Here is a 15,334-nt window from a genome sequence, read left to right as displayed (position 1 = left end):
CGTCTTCCTTGCGGGCGGTTCAGTCGGGCGTGTGCTCGATGGTGACGCGGTCCGCGTAGAACGCGAGGTGGCCGTCGATCGACGCGACCGCGTCATGGGGTTGCTCGTAGGTCCATATGGCGTTGACCGCCCGCTCGCTGTCGCCGGGCAGGCTGTAATACGACGCCTCGCCCTTGTACGGGCACCAGGAGTGATGGGCCGTACGGCTCAGAGCCTGCATATCGGCATCCTTGCGTGGCAGATAAAAGACCGGCGCGTAGCTGGCCTCCTGAAGGACCAGCGCGTCGCGGGTGTCGACGATGACGCGGTCGCCGTCGCGGACGACGACGCGACCGCCGGCCGGGGTCACGGTGATGGGATGATCGGGGCCGGGGATCCTGACGGGACGTGAGGACATTTCACTCTCCTTCGCGGCGGAATCGCCGCAGACCAGTCATCCTGCGACCGGACGGCGACGAATCCAAGGCGACAAACCGGAAAAGGTGAAATTACCCGCGGGCACAGATGACTGGATTGGAGCTTACGACCGCGCGAACCGGTAGTGCGCGACGAGCCACTCCTGTCCGTTCGCATACCCGAAAAGCTCGGCGCAGGACATCCAGAATATGCGCCAGCGCTGGAACCACAGTCCCGCGGCGTCCCCGTAAGCTTCACGCAGCACCGCCATGACCTCGTCGCGGGCGGCGTCCTGGTTGGCCAGCCAGTGATTGGCCGTGCGCTCGTAATGGCTTCCGTCCACGTGCCAGCGATCCTCGATCTTCAGGTCCTGCTGGAACCAGAGCAGGCTGTCGGAAGCCGGCATGAGGCCGCCGGTGAAGAAGTGCCGCCCCATCCAGTCGTCCTTCCCGTCCGTCTCGAAGGGGTACATGAACTGGCGATGGGCGAAGATATGCACGAAGAGCTTGCCACCGGGCCGGAGCCAGGTGCCGATGCGCGACAGCAGGGTCTCGTAGTTGCGCATGTGTTCGAACATTTCGACCGACACGCAGCGGTCGAACCCGCCCGCAGGGAGCTCCAGCGCGTTGACGTCCGCCGTGATCACCCGGACGTTGTCCAGCCCCAGCTCGACGCATCGCGCCTCGATGTGCCGACGCTGCCCCTGCGAATTGGATACGGCGGTGATCCGCGCATTGGGGAAGCGGCGCGCCATCCACAGCGTCAGCGAACCCCAGCCACAGCCGAGCTCGAGAATGGTCTGCCCGTCCGCCAGCTCCGCACGTCGGCCGTAGACGTCGAGCATCGCATCCTCGGCCTGCGCGAGCGTCTCCGCACCGGTGGGATACAGACAGCCGGAATACTTCAGGCGCGGACCAAGGCACAGCTCGAAGAAGCGTGCCGGGAGCTCGTAATGCTGGCCGTTGGCGGCGTCCGTATGGACGGCAACCGCACTCTGCCTGAGTGCATCGATGCGCGACTGATAGCGGGCGGCCACCGTGGTCAGGCCGCCCTCGCCTTCCTCCGCCAGGCGTTTCGCGCAGAGTCGCCGGATGCCCGCGCGAATCAGCGCGTCGGGCAGCGTACCGCGCTCGGCGAGCCCGAGCAGTCCGGACGCCGCCTGATCCTCACGGGTGTAACGGGTGGAATCGGCCGTCGTGTTCATGTGTCCTCGCTATGCCGTGAGGGAAACCAGGGGAAAAACATCGGGGTATCGCGCTGGTATCGCCGGTATTCATCGCCACGCGAACGCAGCGCCTGGGTCTCCGTGTACGGCACCCCGCTGACGAAGCGCAGAAACAGGAACATCACCAGCGGACCGCTCCATGCCAGCCAGCCCACCGGCGAGCCCACCGCGAGTGCGACATAGGCGAACCAGTGCAGCCATTCGAAGAAATAGTTCGGGTGGCGTGAGTAACGCCAGAATCCGTCGCGACAGGTTTTGCCGCGGTTCGCCGGCTGCGCACGGAAATGTGCGAGCTGCCGGTCGGCCAGCGACTCACCCACAACGCCGACGAGCCAGACCGCGATCGCTACGCCGATCCAGCCGGCATGGGTCGCCGGGTTGGCCGCCACGGCGACGAACGGCACCGCGAAGAGCGCGACGAGGAATGCCTGAAACTGAAAAAACGCGAAGAATTTGCCCTGGTGTCCGTGCCAGTGGGCACGAAGCGCGCGGTAACGCCCGTCTTCGGCCTCACCACGCACACGCCGCCAGAGGTGCAGCGCAAGACGCCCGCCCCACAATCCACCCAGGATCGCCATCACCGCGCGCGTCGCTCCCGCGCCCGATCCTGCCAGCGCCGCCCATACGGCCGCGCCACCCACGCCGATCGACCAGAGAACGTCGACGATACCGGCATTGTTCTTGCGCCACTGCCAGGCCCAGCCAGCGGCCATCATCCATGCCGCGGCCAGCCATATGGCGAGGAAGGTGTGTGACGTACTCATGACAGGCGCGGCTTTTCGAAGAGAAGGTGCGCCACACCGATCGACCGCTCGATGAAACCGCCTTCGCAGTACGCGAGATAAAACTCCCACATACGGATGAACCGCTGATCGAACCCCTGGCCGCGCACTTCGACCAGACTGGCCATGAAGCGCTCGCGCCACGCATGCAAGGTCCGCGCATAGGACTGGCCGAAGTCTTCGAAGCGAACCAGCGCCAGATCGGTCGCCCGGGTCTTGGCCGCCAGCATGCCCTGCACTGACGGTATGAAACTGCCGGGGAAAATATGGCGTTTGATGAAATCCACCGAGCGAAGCGCCTGTGCGTAGCGATAGTCTTCGATGGTGATCGCCTGGATCAGCGCGCGACCACCGGGCCGCAACACGCTACGGATCTTGGCGAAATAGGTCTCCTGGTACTTTGCGCCGATCGCCTCGATCATCTCGATGGACACGACCTTGTCGTAGGTGCCACGAAGATCCCGGTAGTCCTCCAGCAGCAGCGTCACACGATCTTCGAGCCCGGCTTCGGCGACGCGCTCGCTCGCCAGCGCGAACTGCTCACGCGAGATCGTGGTGGTGGTCACGTGGCAACCGAAATAGCGCGCCGCGTGCACGGCGAAGCCGCCCCAGCCCGTACCGATCTCGAGAACGCTGTCGCCGGGCCTGAGGTCGAGCCACTGGCAGATGCGATTGAGTTTGCGCGTGGAAGCGACCTCCAGCGTATCGTCCTCACTCTCCCAGAGCGCCGAGGAATACATCAGGTCTGACGAGAGGAACAACCGGAAGAAATCGTTGCCGAGATCGTAATGCGCGGCGATGTTTCGACGACTGCCCACGCGGGTGTTTTCGCGCAACGCATGCCATGCCTTCATGGCGATACCGCCCACGCGCGCCAGGCCGGTCTCCATGCCGTCGAGGCGGTCGCGGTTACGGACCAGCAGCCGGATCAGGCCGACCAGGTCGTCGCAGGTCCAGAGACCCTCCATGAACGCCTCGCCCGCACCGACGCTGCCGTTGGCGGCCACGGCCTTGTAGAACGCCAGATCGTTCACGTCGATCCTGACATCGGGCGCACCCTCGACGAACTCACCGAACGTGGTGCCTCCCAGCGCATCGCGGATCGTCAGGCGGCCATGCCGGAGTCCCTCCATGCGCGCCAGCAACATCCGCCGCAGGAAGCGGTGGCTACGCGAATCGGGGACGAATTCTTCCGTGCGAGCGATGCGATTCATGGTCTCAGCCCTGTTTCATCGGGTGGTCGTAAACGGGATTGCGTTTCAGCCACAGGCGCATGGCTTCGAAATGGATGGCGCCGATGACCTTCGCGGTCATCAGCGGGTACCGCCAGAGGACACGCGCCAGCGATGCGCCCGTGAGCGGCAGGCGCCGCAGTGCGAGATGCGCGTCGAATTCGCGCTCACCGTCGCGCAGCACGTCCATATGAACGGCCAGCGTGTCGCCAGGTACGGTGAACCGCCACCGGTAGGCGCGCTCCATCGGCATGAAGGGAGACACGTGGAAGACCTTGTCGAACCCGGCATCGATCGCGTGCCCCCCGGAGGCATCCGCCGCCAGCACGTAGCTGTGCCGCTCGCGCCAGGGGGTGTTGGTGATCTCCGCCAGCACACACTCGAGTGTCACCCCGTCCGCGGCGTAGCAGTAATAAAAGCTCACGGGATTGAATGCGATACCCGCGTACCGCAGATGGGTCAGCAGACGCACCGGCCCCGCCGGGCGGCGACCCAGTACCTCGGCCGCGCGATCGCGTACGGCATCGGCCAGGGGCGTGGCGGGATCGCCGAAATAGTCGGAACGACGGAACTCCGCGAGGTTGCGCCGACCGTTCGACCACAACCAGCGCCGCGCGAAGACGCGATCGACCTCGTCGAGATCGAGGTACACCTGCGCCATGCGGTAGGTGAATGCATGGTCGTGAGGCGCGTGGCGATGGTGTGTCACCACGCCTTCGTAGATCGCGCTGGCGAAGCGACCGGTCATGCCATAGCCTCGCGACGTAGCGCCGCCACGCGCTCGAAGTCGTGCGAGAGTTCGACCGCGCTGCGCATGCCGTCCTCGTGGAAGCCCCAGCCCCAGTAAGCCCCGGCGAACCAGGTGCGACGCTGGCCCTGGATCTCGTCCTTGCGGGACTGAGCGGCGACCGAAGCGTGTGTGTAGACCGGATGGTGGTAACTCATGCGCCGCAGGATGCGCGCCGGGTCGATCGCGCCGGTCCGGTTGAGCGTCACGACGAACGGATCGGGCGAATCGATGCCTTGCAGCAGGTTCATGCAATAGCTGACGGTGCATGCGGCACCCGTTTCCGCGGGGACGAAAGCGTTCCAGGCGGCCCACGCCTTGCGCGACCTCGGCAGCAGTGAGGCATCCGTGTGCAGCACGGTATCGTTGGCCTGATACGTCATGGCGCCAAGCACGGATCGCTCGACCGCATCGGCGTCGCCGAGCAGCGCCAGCGCCTGGTCGCTATGGCAGGCCAGCACGAGTTCGTCGAAAGCTTCCGTGCCCGCGTGCGTCACGACTTCGACAGTATCGTCGTGGCGACGAACACCGACCACCGGCGTATTCAGGCGCTCCCGTACGTCCCAGCGTGAGCGCAACGCGTCGACGTACGTGCGCGAACCGCCTTCGACCACGCGCCACTCCGGCCGGTCGGTCAGCCGGAGCATGTGGTGATTGGCCATGAACTTGACGAGGTACTTCGCCGGGAAGCCGAGGATCGACGACGACGGCGACGACCACAGCGCGCAGGCCATGGGCACCAGGTGCTCATCACGAAAGGCTTCGCCGTAACCATGGGCTTCGAGGTACGCCCCCAGCGCGGGGCCTTCGCCAGGCACATCGAGCAGGCGCGGCGCTTCGCGATAGAACCGCGCCAGGTCCCTGAGCATCCCGAGGAAGCGCAGCGACACCAGATTGCGCCGCTGGCAGAACAACGTGTCCAGCGTGGTCGCGTTGTACTCGAGGCCCGTGGCATCGTTGCGGACCGAAAAGCTCATCGTCGTCGGCCGGGTCGCCACGCCGAGTTCGTCGAAGAACGCCGACAACAGCGGATAGTGCGCCCGGTTGTGCACGATGAAGCCGGTATCCACCGCGTATTCGCGACCCGCCTGGCTCACCCGGTGCGTATGGGTGTGGCCGCCGGGATAATCGTTGGCCTCGAACAGCGTGACCTCATGACGTCGCGACAGCAGCCAGGCGGAAGCCAGTCCGGCGATACCCGATCCCACAACGGCCACGCGCATGTCAGCCCCTCGCCTTTGCCGCGACCCACGCGGGAATCGGCTTCAGGTCACGGACCAGACCCAGCCACGACATGGCGACCAGGCCGTAGTACGTCATGTCGACCTCCCACCAGCGAAAGCCCTGACGAACGGTGCCCGGGAAAAAGTGGTGGTTGTTGTGCCAGCCCTCGCCGAAGGTGATCAGGGCCAGCCAGAGGTTGTTGCGGCTGTCGTCACGGGTCTCGAAACGCCGGCGCCCATAACGATGAGCCAGTGAGTTGATCGTGACCGTGGCGTGAAACAGCACGGTGGTGGAGATGAAGAATCCCCAGACCAGCATTTGCCAGCCGTCCGTACCCAGGCCGGGAGCCAGATAGTGCAGGAGCTTGCCCAGCCCGAACAGGGCGACGGCCAGCAGCACCGGCACGGCCGTGTCGAAACGGTCCAGCCAGCGCAGCTCGGGGTAGACGGCGAGGTCGGGAACGCGGTCGATCTGCGTCCGGAAGCCGCGCGGCGTCAGGAACCATCCCGCATGACTCCAGAGAAACCCATGGACGCGCGGCGAATGAGGGTCCAGCGGGGTATCGGTATGCTTATGGTGATGGCGGTGGTGCGCCGCCCACCACAGCGGACCGCGCTGCACGCAACTCGCGCCGATCACCGCGAAGACGAACTGCACCGCACGCGACGTACGGAACGTGCGATGCGAGAAGTACCGGTGATAGAACGCGGTAAGCGCGAACATCCGCAGCGCATACAGCGCGACGGCGACACCGATCGCTATGGGCGACACCCCGGTCCAGATCGCGCCAAGGCAGGCGAGATGCATGACCACGAACGGCGACGCGCGCAGCCAGTCGATCCGGTCGGCACGGGCCTCATCGGACGCATCGGCAACGGACGTATCGAACCAGCGACGCCATGCCGCCTTGCGAGGCGGCAGGGGGGCGTTCTGGATGGCATCGAAGGACATGGTCGTGGCTGCTCCCGTGGGTTCTCCACTCTATACGGGACGAGGCGTCAGGCGGATGCACGATCCTGGCCGCGATGCTCCGGGCACACGGTTCATGCTATAGAACGTGATGCAACGCTGACCGGCCCCGTCCGACCAAGGAACCCGACGTATGCCCGCCACCAGCCCCGCCGAGCGCGACGAGCTGAACCGACTTCTGCAACGCACCGCGGCCGGGGACGAACGCGCCTTCGCCGAGCTTTACCGTCGCATGTCACCACGCCTGTTCGGCGTGTGCGTGCGCGTGATGAACGATCGCGACGAGGCCGAGGAGGTCCTTCAGGAAGCCTTCGTCACCGTCTGGAAGCGCGCCGGCAGCTTCGACCCGGCATTGGCCAGCGCCGTCACCTGGCTGATGACCGTGGCGCGCAACAAGGCCATCGATCGCCTTCGACAGCGCCCGGACATGCGCCAGCAGCACGACGTCGACTTCGACGCCATGATCGACGACACACCCGGTCCCGCCCACGACGCGGAGAACGATGAGGAGTACCGCCGCCTGCGTGCCTGCCTGTCCGAGCTCGAGCAACAACAGCGTCGCTCGATCCGTGAAGCCTTTTTCGGCGGCGCTACGTATAACGAGCTGGCGGAACGTGCAAAGGTGCCCCTGGGCACCATGAAAAGCTGGATCCGTCGCGGTCTCCTGCAGCTCAGGGCATGCCTCAATCCATGAACAGTACTTTCGAAGCGGACAAGGACAACTTACGGTATGCCGAGTACGTTCTCGGCCTGCTCGATGCGGATGCGCGCGCCGCCGTGGCACGGGAGGTCGAGACCAGCCCCGAGGCCGCCGCCGCGGTGGCGCTGTGGCAGCGGCATCTGACGCCGCTCGCCCTGGAGATCGCCGACAAGGTGCCGCCCCCGCACGTATGGGCCGCGATCCGTCGTCGCCTCCGTTTCGACGCTCCCGCGGAACACCCCCGTACCAGTGTCTGGGACAACGTCGCGCTGTGGCGCTGGCTGGGTCTGGGCGCCACCGCCGTGGCCGCCTGCCTGCTCGTGCTGACCGTCACCCGGCCGACTACGCCGGTCGCTCCACCGGTCGTGACGGCGCCCAGCGGCCCGACGACGCTCATGGTCTCCACCATCGCCGGCGAAAGCGGTGTCGCCGGCTGGACCGCAACCATGGACATCGGCCGTTCCGAACTGCTCGTGGTACCGGCAAGCCCCGACGCGGTCGCCTCCGATCGGAACACCGAACTCTGGCTGATTCCGGAGGGCGGCAAACCGATTTCGGTCGGCGTCTTCCCGCCCACCGATCCCAAGCGGTTCCACCTGGAGAAGGCCCTCCTCGAGCGGCTCGGCCCGACAGCCGCGCTGGCGGTTTCGCTGGAACCGGTCGGCGGCTCGCCTACCGGCCAGCCCACGGGTCCGGTCATTGCCAAGGGGGCAATCCGCGCCGCGTGACGCGGAGGCGCTCCCGCTGGCTGCGAACTTCACACTTTTTGGCGAGCGTGCCGTAACAATGGCGTCATGGCCCTCAACCTGCCGCTCTTCCCGCCGATATGACTACTGCGTTGCAGTCGGGGGAAGGACGCCAATGAAAGCGCTCACCGCCGCGGCCCTCATCGTCGCGGCTCACGTTGCCGGTCTCGCGCTCTTCCCCGCGCGCGGGATGGCGGTGTCGTACGTTTTCTTTTTCTCCGTGGCCGCGCTGGCGATGGGCAGCGTCGTGCATGCCTGGCGTCGCTCGGGGCCGCCGCGCGACCGGCGCTGGTGGCTGCTCCTGGCCAGCCTCGCGCTCTGGGTCATCGGCATGTCGCTGTCCGCCCGGCAGAACTACGCACTCGACAACTCGAATCCCGCCCCTGGCGACAGCATGTTCTTCTACATCCTGTACGTCCTGCCGGTACTGGTCGCCGTGTCGTCCGCGCCGGTGGCCGCACGGAAACACTGGGCCATGGGGATCGACCTGATACTGGCCGCGCTGCTGGGCGTGCTGTTCTACGTACGTACGTTCTCGATCGTTTCGCTCGAAGGGGCCATGGGTCCGCAACAGGCCATCGATGTCGCGTACATGCTCGACTTCGAGAACGCGTGCCTGGCCGTCGCGGCTTCGCTGCGTTTCCTGGCCACCGACCGTAGCGACGACCACGCCTTCTTCCGATCGGTCATGTTCTTCTTCGTCAGCTACGCGTTCGCCGGCTACTTCTACAACCACTACGTCGCACTCGGCGGACATCCGGATTTCGGTACGTCGCCGTGGGACGCCTTGCTGGACGTCCCCTTTCTCGCGTTGTTCGTCGCCATCGCCGTGCGCCTTCCGCAGCGCCACTGGCATCCGCCCGTCTATCTCGTGCGCTTCGTGCAGAGCGCCAGCCCGACGTTTCTGGCCATGAGTGTTCTGGGCTTCGGCCTGATGGTCATTCCCGGCTATCCCTCGCTGGGTATCGCCGGCGCGATCGCCGCCGTGATCGGTATCGGTCTGCGCGGCACGCTTGCCCAGGTGGATCTGGTGGAAGAGGAATACCGCCTGTCGCGCAGTCGCGAGGAACTGCAGGGACTGGTCTTCGTCGACGCTCTTACCGGACTGGCCAACCGCCGGGCGCTCGACGAGCGCCTCCTGCGCGAATGGCATCGGCCGGGACAGCGCGAGCCCATCGGTCTCCTGATGATCGACGTGGACTACTTCAAGGAATACAACGACCGCTACGGTCATCTCGCCGGCGACGATTGCCTGCGCGCGCTCGCCGAGACACTGACCGCACGTGGCCTGCGCCCCAGCGACTTCATCGCACGCTTCGGCGGTGAGGAGTTCGCCGTGGTCGCCCCGGGCACACGGCTCGAGGAAGCGCTGGCCCTCGCCGATGATCTGCGCGCGCACGTCGAGGCCCAGGCGATCATCCACCCGATGAGCCCGTTCGGCGTGTTGACGATCACGATCGGCGTCGCGGCGTCGCAGCCATCGGCCAACAGCGGCCCGCTGGACCTGCTCAACGCCGCCGACCGTGCGCTGTACCGCGCCAAGCATGCCGGTCGCAATCGTGCCGGCGGGCCGGTCGAACCACGTAACGAAAGCTCGCGGGCCTGATCGCGTCATTGCTTTAACCCCGTTTGCCTTGCTTCCGCGTTTCACCGTCATGTCCCCCACGAGGTCGTGCACGATGAATACGCTACGCATCACTCTGCCCCTGCTGTTGGCCGGCCTGGTCGCCGCCGCCGGCAGCGCCGCGTCGTCCGGACAAACGGCGGCGCCACGCTCACGCGCATCCCTGCCCGAGCCGGTCGACACGGGCAATGACTGCTCCGCCCAGGCGTTTCCGCCGCGCTTCCGACATGGTGGGCCCATGAACGGGGCATACGCCGCGGCACCCGTCGCGGTGCCCGCGCCACCGCCTGCACCGCCTGCACCGCCTGCTCCGCCGGCACCTTCACCGGAGGCCGGGGCGCAACTATCGGCGGCACCGATCGCCTCGCTGGAGGCCGCCAGGGCGTCGCCCTCGCAAGGTGTGATGGCCGCGGGAACGATCGACCGCGACCATTACGCACACCGCGACGCCAACCCCGTGCATCTCGCCGCCGCCGATCCCGTGTCCACCTTCAGCATCGATGTCGATACCGGCTCGTACACGAACGTGCGGCACATGCTGAAGGAAGGGCGCCTGCCGCCTGCCGACGCCGTGCGTACCGAGGAATTCATCAACTACTTCGACTACGGCTACACGCCACCCACCACGCGTGCGCGTCCCTTCAGCGTCACCACCGAATTCGCACCGTCACCCTGGAACGCCGATCGTCAGTTGCTGCTTGTCGGTATTCAGGGCTACGCCGTGCCGGCCAGCGAGATTCCGGCGGCCAACCTCGTGTTCCTGGTCGACGTGTCGGGTTCGATGAGCGAGGAAGACAAGCTGCCGCTGTTGAAGGCCTCGCTGAAGCAGGTGGTGCCGAAGCTGCGCGCCCAGGACCGCATCTCGCTCGTGACCTACGCAGGCGCGACGTGCGTCGCCTTGCGGTCCACACCGGGCGACCAGCACGCGACCATCAACGCCGCGATCGATGCGCTCGGCGCGGGTGGGTCGACGAACGGTGCCGCGGGTATCGACCTTGCCTACGCGCAGGCGGCGAAGGGATTCATCAAGGGCGGCGTCAACCGTGTGATCCTCGCCACCGACGGCGATTTCAACGTCGGTACGGTGGGCGTGAAGGAGCTGAAGGATCGTATCGCCGAGAAGCGTAAAAGCGGTGTCGCGCTGACCACGCTGGGCTTCGGTGAAGGCAACTACAACGACGAAATGGCGGTGGAACTGGCCGATGCCGGCAACGGCAGCCATCACTACATCGACAGCCTCGAGGAGGGACGCCGCGTGCTGGTCGACGAGATGTCGGCGACGCTGCTTACCATCGCGAAGGACGTGAAGATCCAGGTCGAGTTCAACCCCGGTGTCGTCGCCGAGTACCGCCTCATTGGTTACGAGAAGCGTGTGCTGGCTCGCGAGGATTTCAACAACGACGCGGTCGATGCCGGCGAGATCGGTGCCGGTGCGAATGTCACGGCCCTTTACGAGATCACATTGAAGGGTGCGAAGGGTGCACGGATGGATCCGCTGCGTTACGGCGACACGCCGACGGCCTCGGCGGGGAACGAACTCGCCTTGCTGCGGATGCGCTACAAGTCGCCCGAAGGCGGTGCGAGTCGGTTGATCGAGCAGCCGCTTTTTCCGGTGGTGTCGGCGGCGCCGAGCGAGCGGATTCGATTCGCCGCCGCGGTGGCCGCGTTTGCCGAGAACCTGCGTGGCGGGAAGTATGCGGAAGGCTTCGATTATTCGAAGGTGACGGCGCTGGCGCGTGCGTCGCTGGGCGCGGACAAGGGCGGGTATCGCGCGGAAATGGCGCGGCTTGCCGAACTGGCCAGTGGGATGCAGACGGAGCCGGTGGCAATGCCGTAACCTTCCCGGCCATGGACGCTCCCCTGACCGACGATGGCGGACTGATGCTCGCCTGGACAGGTGGGGACGCGGCCGCGTTCAGGGAGCTGTACAGCCGGCACAAGGGCCCGCTGTACCGCTTCCTGCTGAAGACGGTCAAAGACCGCGCGCTGGCGGACGAGCTTTTTCAGGAAACCTGGAGCCGCGTCATCGTGGCGCGCGACCGCTACCGCCCCGACGCGAAATTCAGCACCTGGCTTTTGCAGATCGCGCACAACCTGGCGATCGACAGTTTCCGCCGCCAGCGACCACAGGCGGGCGAACGGGAAACCGAGGCGGTGTTCGCCGCGCAGGCCGCGCCCGAACGCGAGCAACCCGAACATGCCCTGTCCGATTTCGAACTGCGCCGGCGTATGCAGCGCGCGGTCGAAAGCCTGCCCGACGAGCAGCGCACGGCGTTCGTGCTGCGCATGGAGAATGAACTTTCCCTGGAGGAGATCGCCGCCATCACCGGTGTGGGACGCGAGACCGCCAAGTCGCGACTTCGCTACGCCATGGCCCGCATCCGCGAACTCGTAGCCGAATGACATGAATCCGAATACGCCCTCCCCCAGCGACGACGATCTGCCCGACGAGCAGGAGCTCAGGGCACTCTACGCGCGCCTGCCGAAAGTCGAACCCGACGCGTCGCTCGATGCGGCCGTCTTCGCCCAGGCGACACGTGCGACCCCGGTGCGGCGCCGGCCGCGGTGGCCCGTGGCGTCTGGCTCCGCCGCGGTGCTGTTGCTGGCTGTAGGTGTGGCCTGGCAGGTGCGCGACACGGCGCCCCTGACCGTGCGTCCCGAGGCCGTTCCTGCCGCGCCGTCGGCCGCGGCGCACACGGCCGAAGAAGCGAAGACTTCCGCCGTCCGGACGGACACGGGCGTCGACGGGACAACCGCCGAAGCGGCCAGGCCGTCGATGAAGGCGAGCACGGTCGCGCCGACGCCTCACCACACCGTTCGCAGTGCCCGCGTCGCCACCGAGGCGCCTGTCGTATCGTCCGCTCCCGTGGCGACACCCGCGCCGGCACTGGCCGAGGCTGACATGGCTCCGGTGCCCGCGCCGCCGCCTGCACCTCCTGCACCTCCTGCACCTCCTGCACCGCCCGCGCCGTCGGCTCTCGCGGAACCAGCGCCCGCCAGCGCATCCGGCGACAGCGATACCCATCGCGGCGCTGTCCCGTCGGAGGGCCTGATCACTCCGGACCCGAAGACCGATCTCCCGCCCGACGACCGCATCGGCGACATTCGCCGGCTGCTCAACCAGGGACAGCGCGACGAGGCAATCCGCCAGCTGCGCGACTTCCGACGCCGTTATCCTCACTACGACCTGCCCCAAGACCTCCGCGATCTGAATCCTTGAGCACACCGCTGGACACCCTCGCAGCCCCCTGGCAGCACGAAGAGGACATCAGGAAGAGCCGTTTCCTGGCCCAGGCGTCGCCGGTCTCCTCGCCCGCGGAAGCCCTCGCGTGGTTCGACGAGGCGGGCGACCCCGCCGCCACGCACAACTGCTGGGCCTACCGCATCGGCGACGCCTACCGCTTCAATGACGATGGCGAGCCCGGTGGCACCGCCGGCCGGCCGATCCTCGCGGCCATCGATGGCCAGGGTTGCGATCGCGTCGCCGTCCTGGTCACCCGTTGGTACGGCGGCATCAAACTGGGTGCGGGTGGCCTCGCCCGCGCTTATGGCGGCAGCGCCGCCGAATGCCTGCGCCTGGCACCCCGCACGCCCATCGTGCTGCGGGGGCAGCTGCTCCTGCACTGCGACTTCTCCGAACTCGCCCTGGTCGCCGCGCGTATCCGCGACATGGACGGCCTGATCGAGAGCGAGCGGTTCGTGGCCGACGGCGCCGATCTGGTGGTGAGCGCGCCACGCGACCGTCTCGACGCCATCGCGTCCCGCATCGTCGACGTATCCCGTGGCAAGATCCAGCCGCGACGCGCCGACGCAGGCGACGAGCGTTGAATACTGCACCGCCAGGCCCCATCCGTTGGCGAATGACTAAAGGAAGCCACCGCGCATGACCGTCGAACGCAGGGAGAAGTCACGCAAAATCGGTGCCTTGCGCAATCTGTGGCCCTTCATCAAGCCGCACAGGGGCTTGGCCATCGGGTGGCTGATCTTCCTCGCCATTTCCTCCGGTGCATCGCTGACCCTTCCCGTGGCCGTGCGGCACATCATCGACCGCGGTTTCCTCGCGGCCAATCTGTCCACCATCAACGGCACCTTCCTGGCGCTGTTCGGCGTGGCCATCGTGCTGGCCATCGCCACGGCCGCGCGTTACTACTGCATCGCCCTGCTGGGCGAGCGCTCGCTGGCCGAGCTGCGGACCTCCCTGTACAAGCATGTCATCCAGCTGGATGTGGGCTTCTTCGAAAGCACACGCGTGGGCGAGCTCACTTCCCGCCTCGGCACCGACACCGAGGTCGTCCAGACCCTGATCGGCTCGGGCATTTCCGTCGCGCTGCGCAGCGCCGTGATGCTCATCGGTGCCGCGGCGGCGATGGCCTGGACCAGCCCGCGGCTGGCGGGACTCACCGCGCTCGTGATTCCGGCCGTGATGCTCCCGATCCTGATCTTCGGCCGCCGGGTCCAGAAGCTGTCGCGCACCAGCCAGGACCGCATCGCCGACGCCGCCGCCGTCGCCAACGAAACGCTGAACGCGGCTCAGGCCGTGAAAGCCTATGCGCGGGAGCCGACGGAAAGCCGTCGATACGCGCATGCCATCTCGCTCGCACTGGCTACCGCGCGTCGTCGTATCGGTATGCGTTCACTGCTGACCGCCGCCGTGATCGTATTGATCTTCGGCGCCATCACGCTGGTGCTCTGGGCCGGCGCCCGTGACGTCATCGCGGGTACGCTGGAACCCGGCATTCTCAGCCAGTTCGTCCTCTACGCGATCTTCGCGGCGGGCTCGGTGGCGGGCCTCTCGGAAGTGTGGGGTGACGTGCTGCGCGCGGCCGGCGCCATGGAGCGCATCGGCGAGCTGTTCGCCGAGAAGGCGACTATCGCGACGCCCGACACTCCCGAATCGTTGCCGCGGCCGGTCAGGGGCGCCCTGCGCTTCGACCGGGTGCAGTTCCGCTACCCGTCGCGCCCCGATGTGGCTGCCCTGTCCGACTTCGACCTGGAGATCTCGCCCGGTGAAACGGTCGCGCTCGTCGGCCCTTCGGGAGCCGGCAAGAGCACGGTCTTCAGCCTGCTGCTGCGCTTCCACGATCCGGTCTCCGGCGCGGTTCGTGTCGACGGCGTCGACCTGCGTGCCCTCGCTCTTCCCGAGCTGCGCGGCGCGATTGCGCTGGTGCCGCAGGAAACCGTGATCTTCGGCGGCAGCGCCGCCGACAACATTCGCTTCGGCCGCGAGAATGCAACGGACGACGAGGTCCGTGAAGCCGCGCGTCTCGCGGAAGCCGATGGCTTCATCAGCGCCTTGCCGGAAGGCTATGAAGCGGCGCTGGGTGAGCGTGGTGTCCGCCTGTCCGGCGGCCAGAAACAGCGCATCGCGATCGCACGCGCGATCCTGCGCGACGCGCCGCTGTTGCTGCTCGACGAGGCGACCTCCGCGCTCGATGCGCAATCGGAGGCGGCGATACAGCACGCCCTGGAGCGACTGGAGAAGGGCCGGACCACCCTGGTGATCGCGCATCGGCTGGCGACCGTGCAGCGGGCGGACCGCATCGTGGTCATGGATGGTGGGCGGATCGTGGCGCAGGGAACGCATGAGTCGCTGCTGCGTGAGGGCGGGCTTTACGCCGAGCTGGCCAGGCTGCAGTTCGTGGCCTGAGG

Annotated in this window: 15 protein-coding genes; 8 read left to right on the top strand and 7 right to left on the bottom strand. The window is 66.8% G+C overall.

Annotation, left to right across the window (positions count from 1 at the left end; translation table 11 throughout):
• Positions 1–19: 19 nt before the first annotated feature.
• From FA85_RS19445 to FA85_RS19415, 7 genes are all read right to left on the bottom strand, one after another.
• The gene (locus tag FA85_RS19445) at positions 20–397 is read right to left on the bottom strand and encodes a DUF427 domain-containing protein (RefSeq protein ID WP_036113700.1); all 378 of its coding nucleotides are present in this window, start codon (positions 395–397) and stop codon (positions 20–22) included.
• 123 nt (positions 398–520) lie between these two features.
• Entirely contained in the window at positions 521–1,600 is a 1,080-nt protein-coding gene (locus FA85_RS19440) for an SAM-dependent methyltransferase (protein WP_036113702.1), read from the bottom strand.
• Positions 1,597–2,385, bottom strand: coding sequence for a DUF1295 domain-containing protein (locus FA85_RS19435; protein ID WP_036113704.1), 789 nt, complete (start codon positions 2,383–2,385; stop codon positions 1,597–1,599). The genes FA85_RS19440 and FA85_RS19435 overlap by 4 nt, the downstream gene beginning before the upstream one ends.
• Positions 2,382–3,617: an SAM-dependent methyltransferase gene (locus FA85_RS19430; RefSeq protein WP_051943725.1), complete on the bottom strand. Its 1,236-nt coding sequence runs from the start codon at positions 3,615–3,617 to the stop codon at positions 2,382–2,384. The genes FA85_RS19435 and FA85_RS19430 overlap by 4 nt, the downstream gene beginning before the upstream one ends.
• 4 nt (positions 3,618–3,621) lie before the next feature.
• A complete protein-coding gene (locus FA85_RS19425; RefSeq protein ID WP_036113706.1) occupies positions 3,622–4,383 on the bottom strand; it encodes a DUF1365 domain-containing protein in 762 nt (253 codons plus the stop codon).
• Complete coding sequence (locus tag FA85_RS19420) at positions 4,380–5,645, bottom strand: NAD(P)/FAD-dependent oxidoreductase (RefSeq protein ID WP_036113708.1); 1,266 nt, start codon at positions 5,643–5,645, stop codon at positions 4,380–4,382. Before FA85_RS19420 ends, FA85_RS19425 begins: the two co-directional genes overlap by 4 nt.
• A gap of 1 nt (position 5,646) precedes the next feature.
• Entirely contained in the window at positions 5,647–6,597 is a 951-nt protein-coding gene (locus tag FA85_RS19415) for an acyl-CoA desaturase (protein WP_036113711.1), read from the bottom strand.
• A 151-nt stretch (positions 6,598–6,748) separates the two neighbouring features.
• Between FA85_RS19415 and FA85_RS19410 the strand changes: the two genes are divergently transcribed.
• The 8 genes from FA85_RS19410 to FA85_RS19375 all read left to right on the top strand — a co-directional run bounded on the left by FA85_RS19410 (position 6,749) and on the right by FA85_RS19375 (position 15,332).
• Positions 6,749–7,309, top strand: coding sequence for a sigma-70 family RNA polymerase sigma factor (locus tag FA85_RS19410; RefSeq protein ID WP_036113714.1), 561 nt, complete (start codon positions 6,749–6,751; stop codon positions 7,307–7,309).
• A complete protein-coding gene (locus FA85_RS19405) occupies positions 7,306–8,043 on the top strand; it encodes an anti-sigma factor (protein WP_036113717.1) in 738 nt (245 codons plus the stop codon). Before FA85_RS19410 ends, FA85_RS19405 begins: the two co-directional genes overlap by 4 nt.
• A gap of 133 nt (positions 8,044–8,176) precedes the next feature.
• Complete coding sequence (locus FA85_RS19400) at positions 8,177–9,667, top strand: GGDEF domain-containing protein (RefSeq protein ID WP_036113718.1); 1,491 nt, start codon at positions 8,177–8,179, stop codon at positions 9,665–9,667.
• Between the two features lie 73 nt (positions 9,668–9,740).
• Positions 9,741–11,522, top strand: coding sequence for a vWA domain-containing protein (locus FA85_RS19395; protein WP_036113721.1), 1,782 nt, complete (start codon positions 9,741–9,743; stop codon positions 11,520–11,522).
• 11 nt (positions 11,523–11,533) lie between these two features.
• Complete coding sequence (locus FA85_RS19390) at positions 11,534–12,088, top strand: RNA polymerase sigma factor (protein WP_036113724.1); 555 nt, start codon at positions 11,534–11,536, stop codon at positions 12,086–12,088.
• A 1-nt stretch (position 12,089) separates the two neighbouring features.
• Positions 12,090–12,905: a hypothetical protein gene (locus tag FA85_RS19385; RefSeq protein WP_036113725.1), complete on the top strand. Its 816-nt coding sequence runs from the start codon at positions 12,090–12,092 to the stop codon at positions 12,903–12,905.
• Positions 12,902–13,513 carry an IMPACT family protein gene (locus FA85_RS19380; protein ID WP_036113728.1) on the top strand — a complete coding sequence of 204 codons (612 nt, stop codon included), beginning with the start codon at positions 12,902–12,904 and terminating at the stop codon, positions 13,511–13,513. Before FA85_RS19385 ends, FA85_RS19380 begins: the two co-directional genes overlap by 4 nt.
• A gap of 55 nt (positions 13,514–13,568) precedes the next feature.
• Positions 13,569–15,332 (top strand): ABC transporter transmembrane domain-containing protein, encoded by a 1,764-nt coding sequence (locus FA85_RS19375; RefSeq protein WP_036113730.1) that lies wholly within the window; start codon positions 13,569–13,571, stop codon positions 15,330–15,332.
• Positions 15,333–15,334: the final 2 nt, after the last annotated feature.

The sequence above is a fragment of the Luteibacter mycovicinus genome (assembly GCF_000745235.1).
GTDB lineage: Bacteria > Pseudomonadota > Gammaproteobacteria > Xanthomonadales > Rhodanobacteraceae > Luteibacter > Luteibacter mycovicinus.
Note: the sequence above shows the minus strand (reverse complement) of the source record. Positions and strands in the feature narration are given on the sequence as shown.

Coding starts and splice junctions, on each gene's coding strand:
- FA85_RS19445 (WP_036113700.1), bottom strand. CDS start 397: ATGTCCTCACGTCCCGTCAGGATCCCCGGCCCCGATCATCCCATCACC.
- FA85_RS19440 (WP_036113702.1), bottom strand. CDS start 1,600: ATGAACACGACGGCCGATTCCACCCGTTACACCCGTGAGGATCAGGCG.
- FA85_RS19435 (WP_036113704.1), bottom strand. CDS start 2,385: ATGAGTACGTCACACACCTTCCTCGCCATATGGCTGGCCGCGGCATGG.
- FA85_RS19430 (WP_051943725.1), bottom strand. CDS start 3,617: ATGAATCGCATCGCTCGCACGGAAGAATTCGTCCCCGATTCGCGTAGC.
- FA85_RS19425 (WP_036113706.1), bottom strand. CDS start 4,383: ATGACCGGTCGCTTCGCCAGCGCGATCTACGAAGGCGTGGTGACACAC.
- FA85_RS19420 (WP_036113708.1), bottom strand. CDS start 5,645: ATGCGCGTGGCCGTTGTGGGATCGGGTATCGCCGGACTGGCTTCCGCC.
- FA85_RS19415 (WP_036113711.1), bottom strand. CDS start 6,597: ATGTCCTTCGATGCCATCCAGAACGCCCCCCTGCCGCCTCGCAAGGCG.
- FA85_RS19410 (WP_036113714.1), top strand. CDS start 6,749: ATGCCCGCCACCAGCCCCGCCGAGCGCGACGAGCTGAACCGACTTCTG.
- FA85_RS19405 (WP_036113717.1), top strand. CDS start 7,306: ATGAACAGTACTTTCGAAGCGGACAAGGACAACTTACGGTATGCCGAG.
- FA85_RS19400 (WP_036113718.1), top strand. CDS start 8,177: ATGAAAGCGCTCACCGCCGCGGCCCTCATCGTCGCGGCTCACGTTGCC.
- FA85_RS19395 (WP_036113721.1), top strand. CDS start 9,741: ATGAATACGCTACGCATCACTCTGCCCCTGCTGTTGGCCGGCCTGGTC.
- FA85_RS19390 (WP_036113724.1), top strand. CDS start 11,534: ATGGACGCTCCCCTGACCGACGATGGCGGACTGATGCTCGCCTGGACA.
- FA85_RS19385 (WP_036113725.1), top strand. CDS start 12,090: ATGAATCCGAATACGCCCTCCCCCAGCGACGACGATCTGCCCGACGAG.
- FA85_RS19375 (WP_036113730.1), top strand. CDS start 13,569: ATGACCGTCGAACGCAGGGAGAAGTCACGCAAAATCGGTGCCTTGCGC.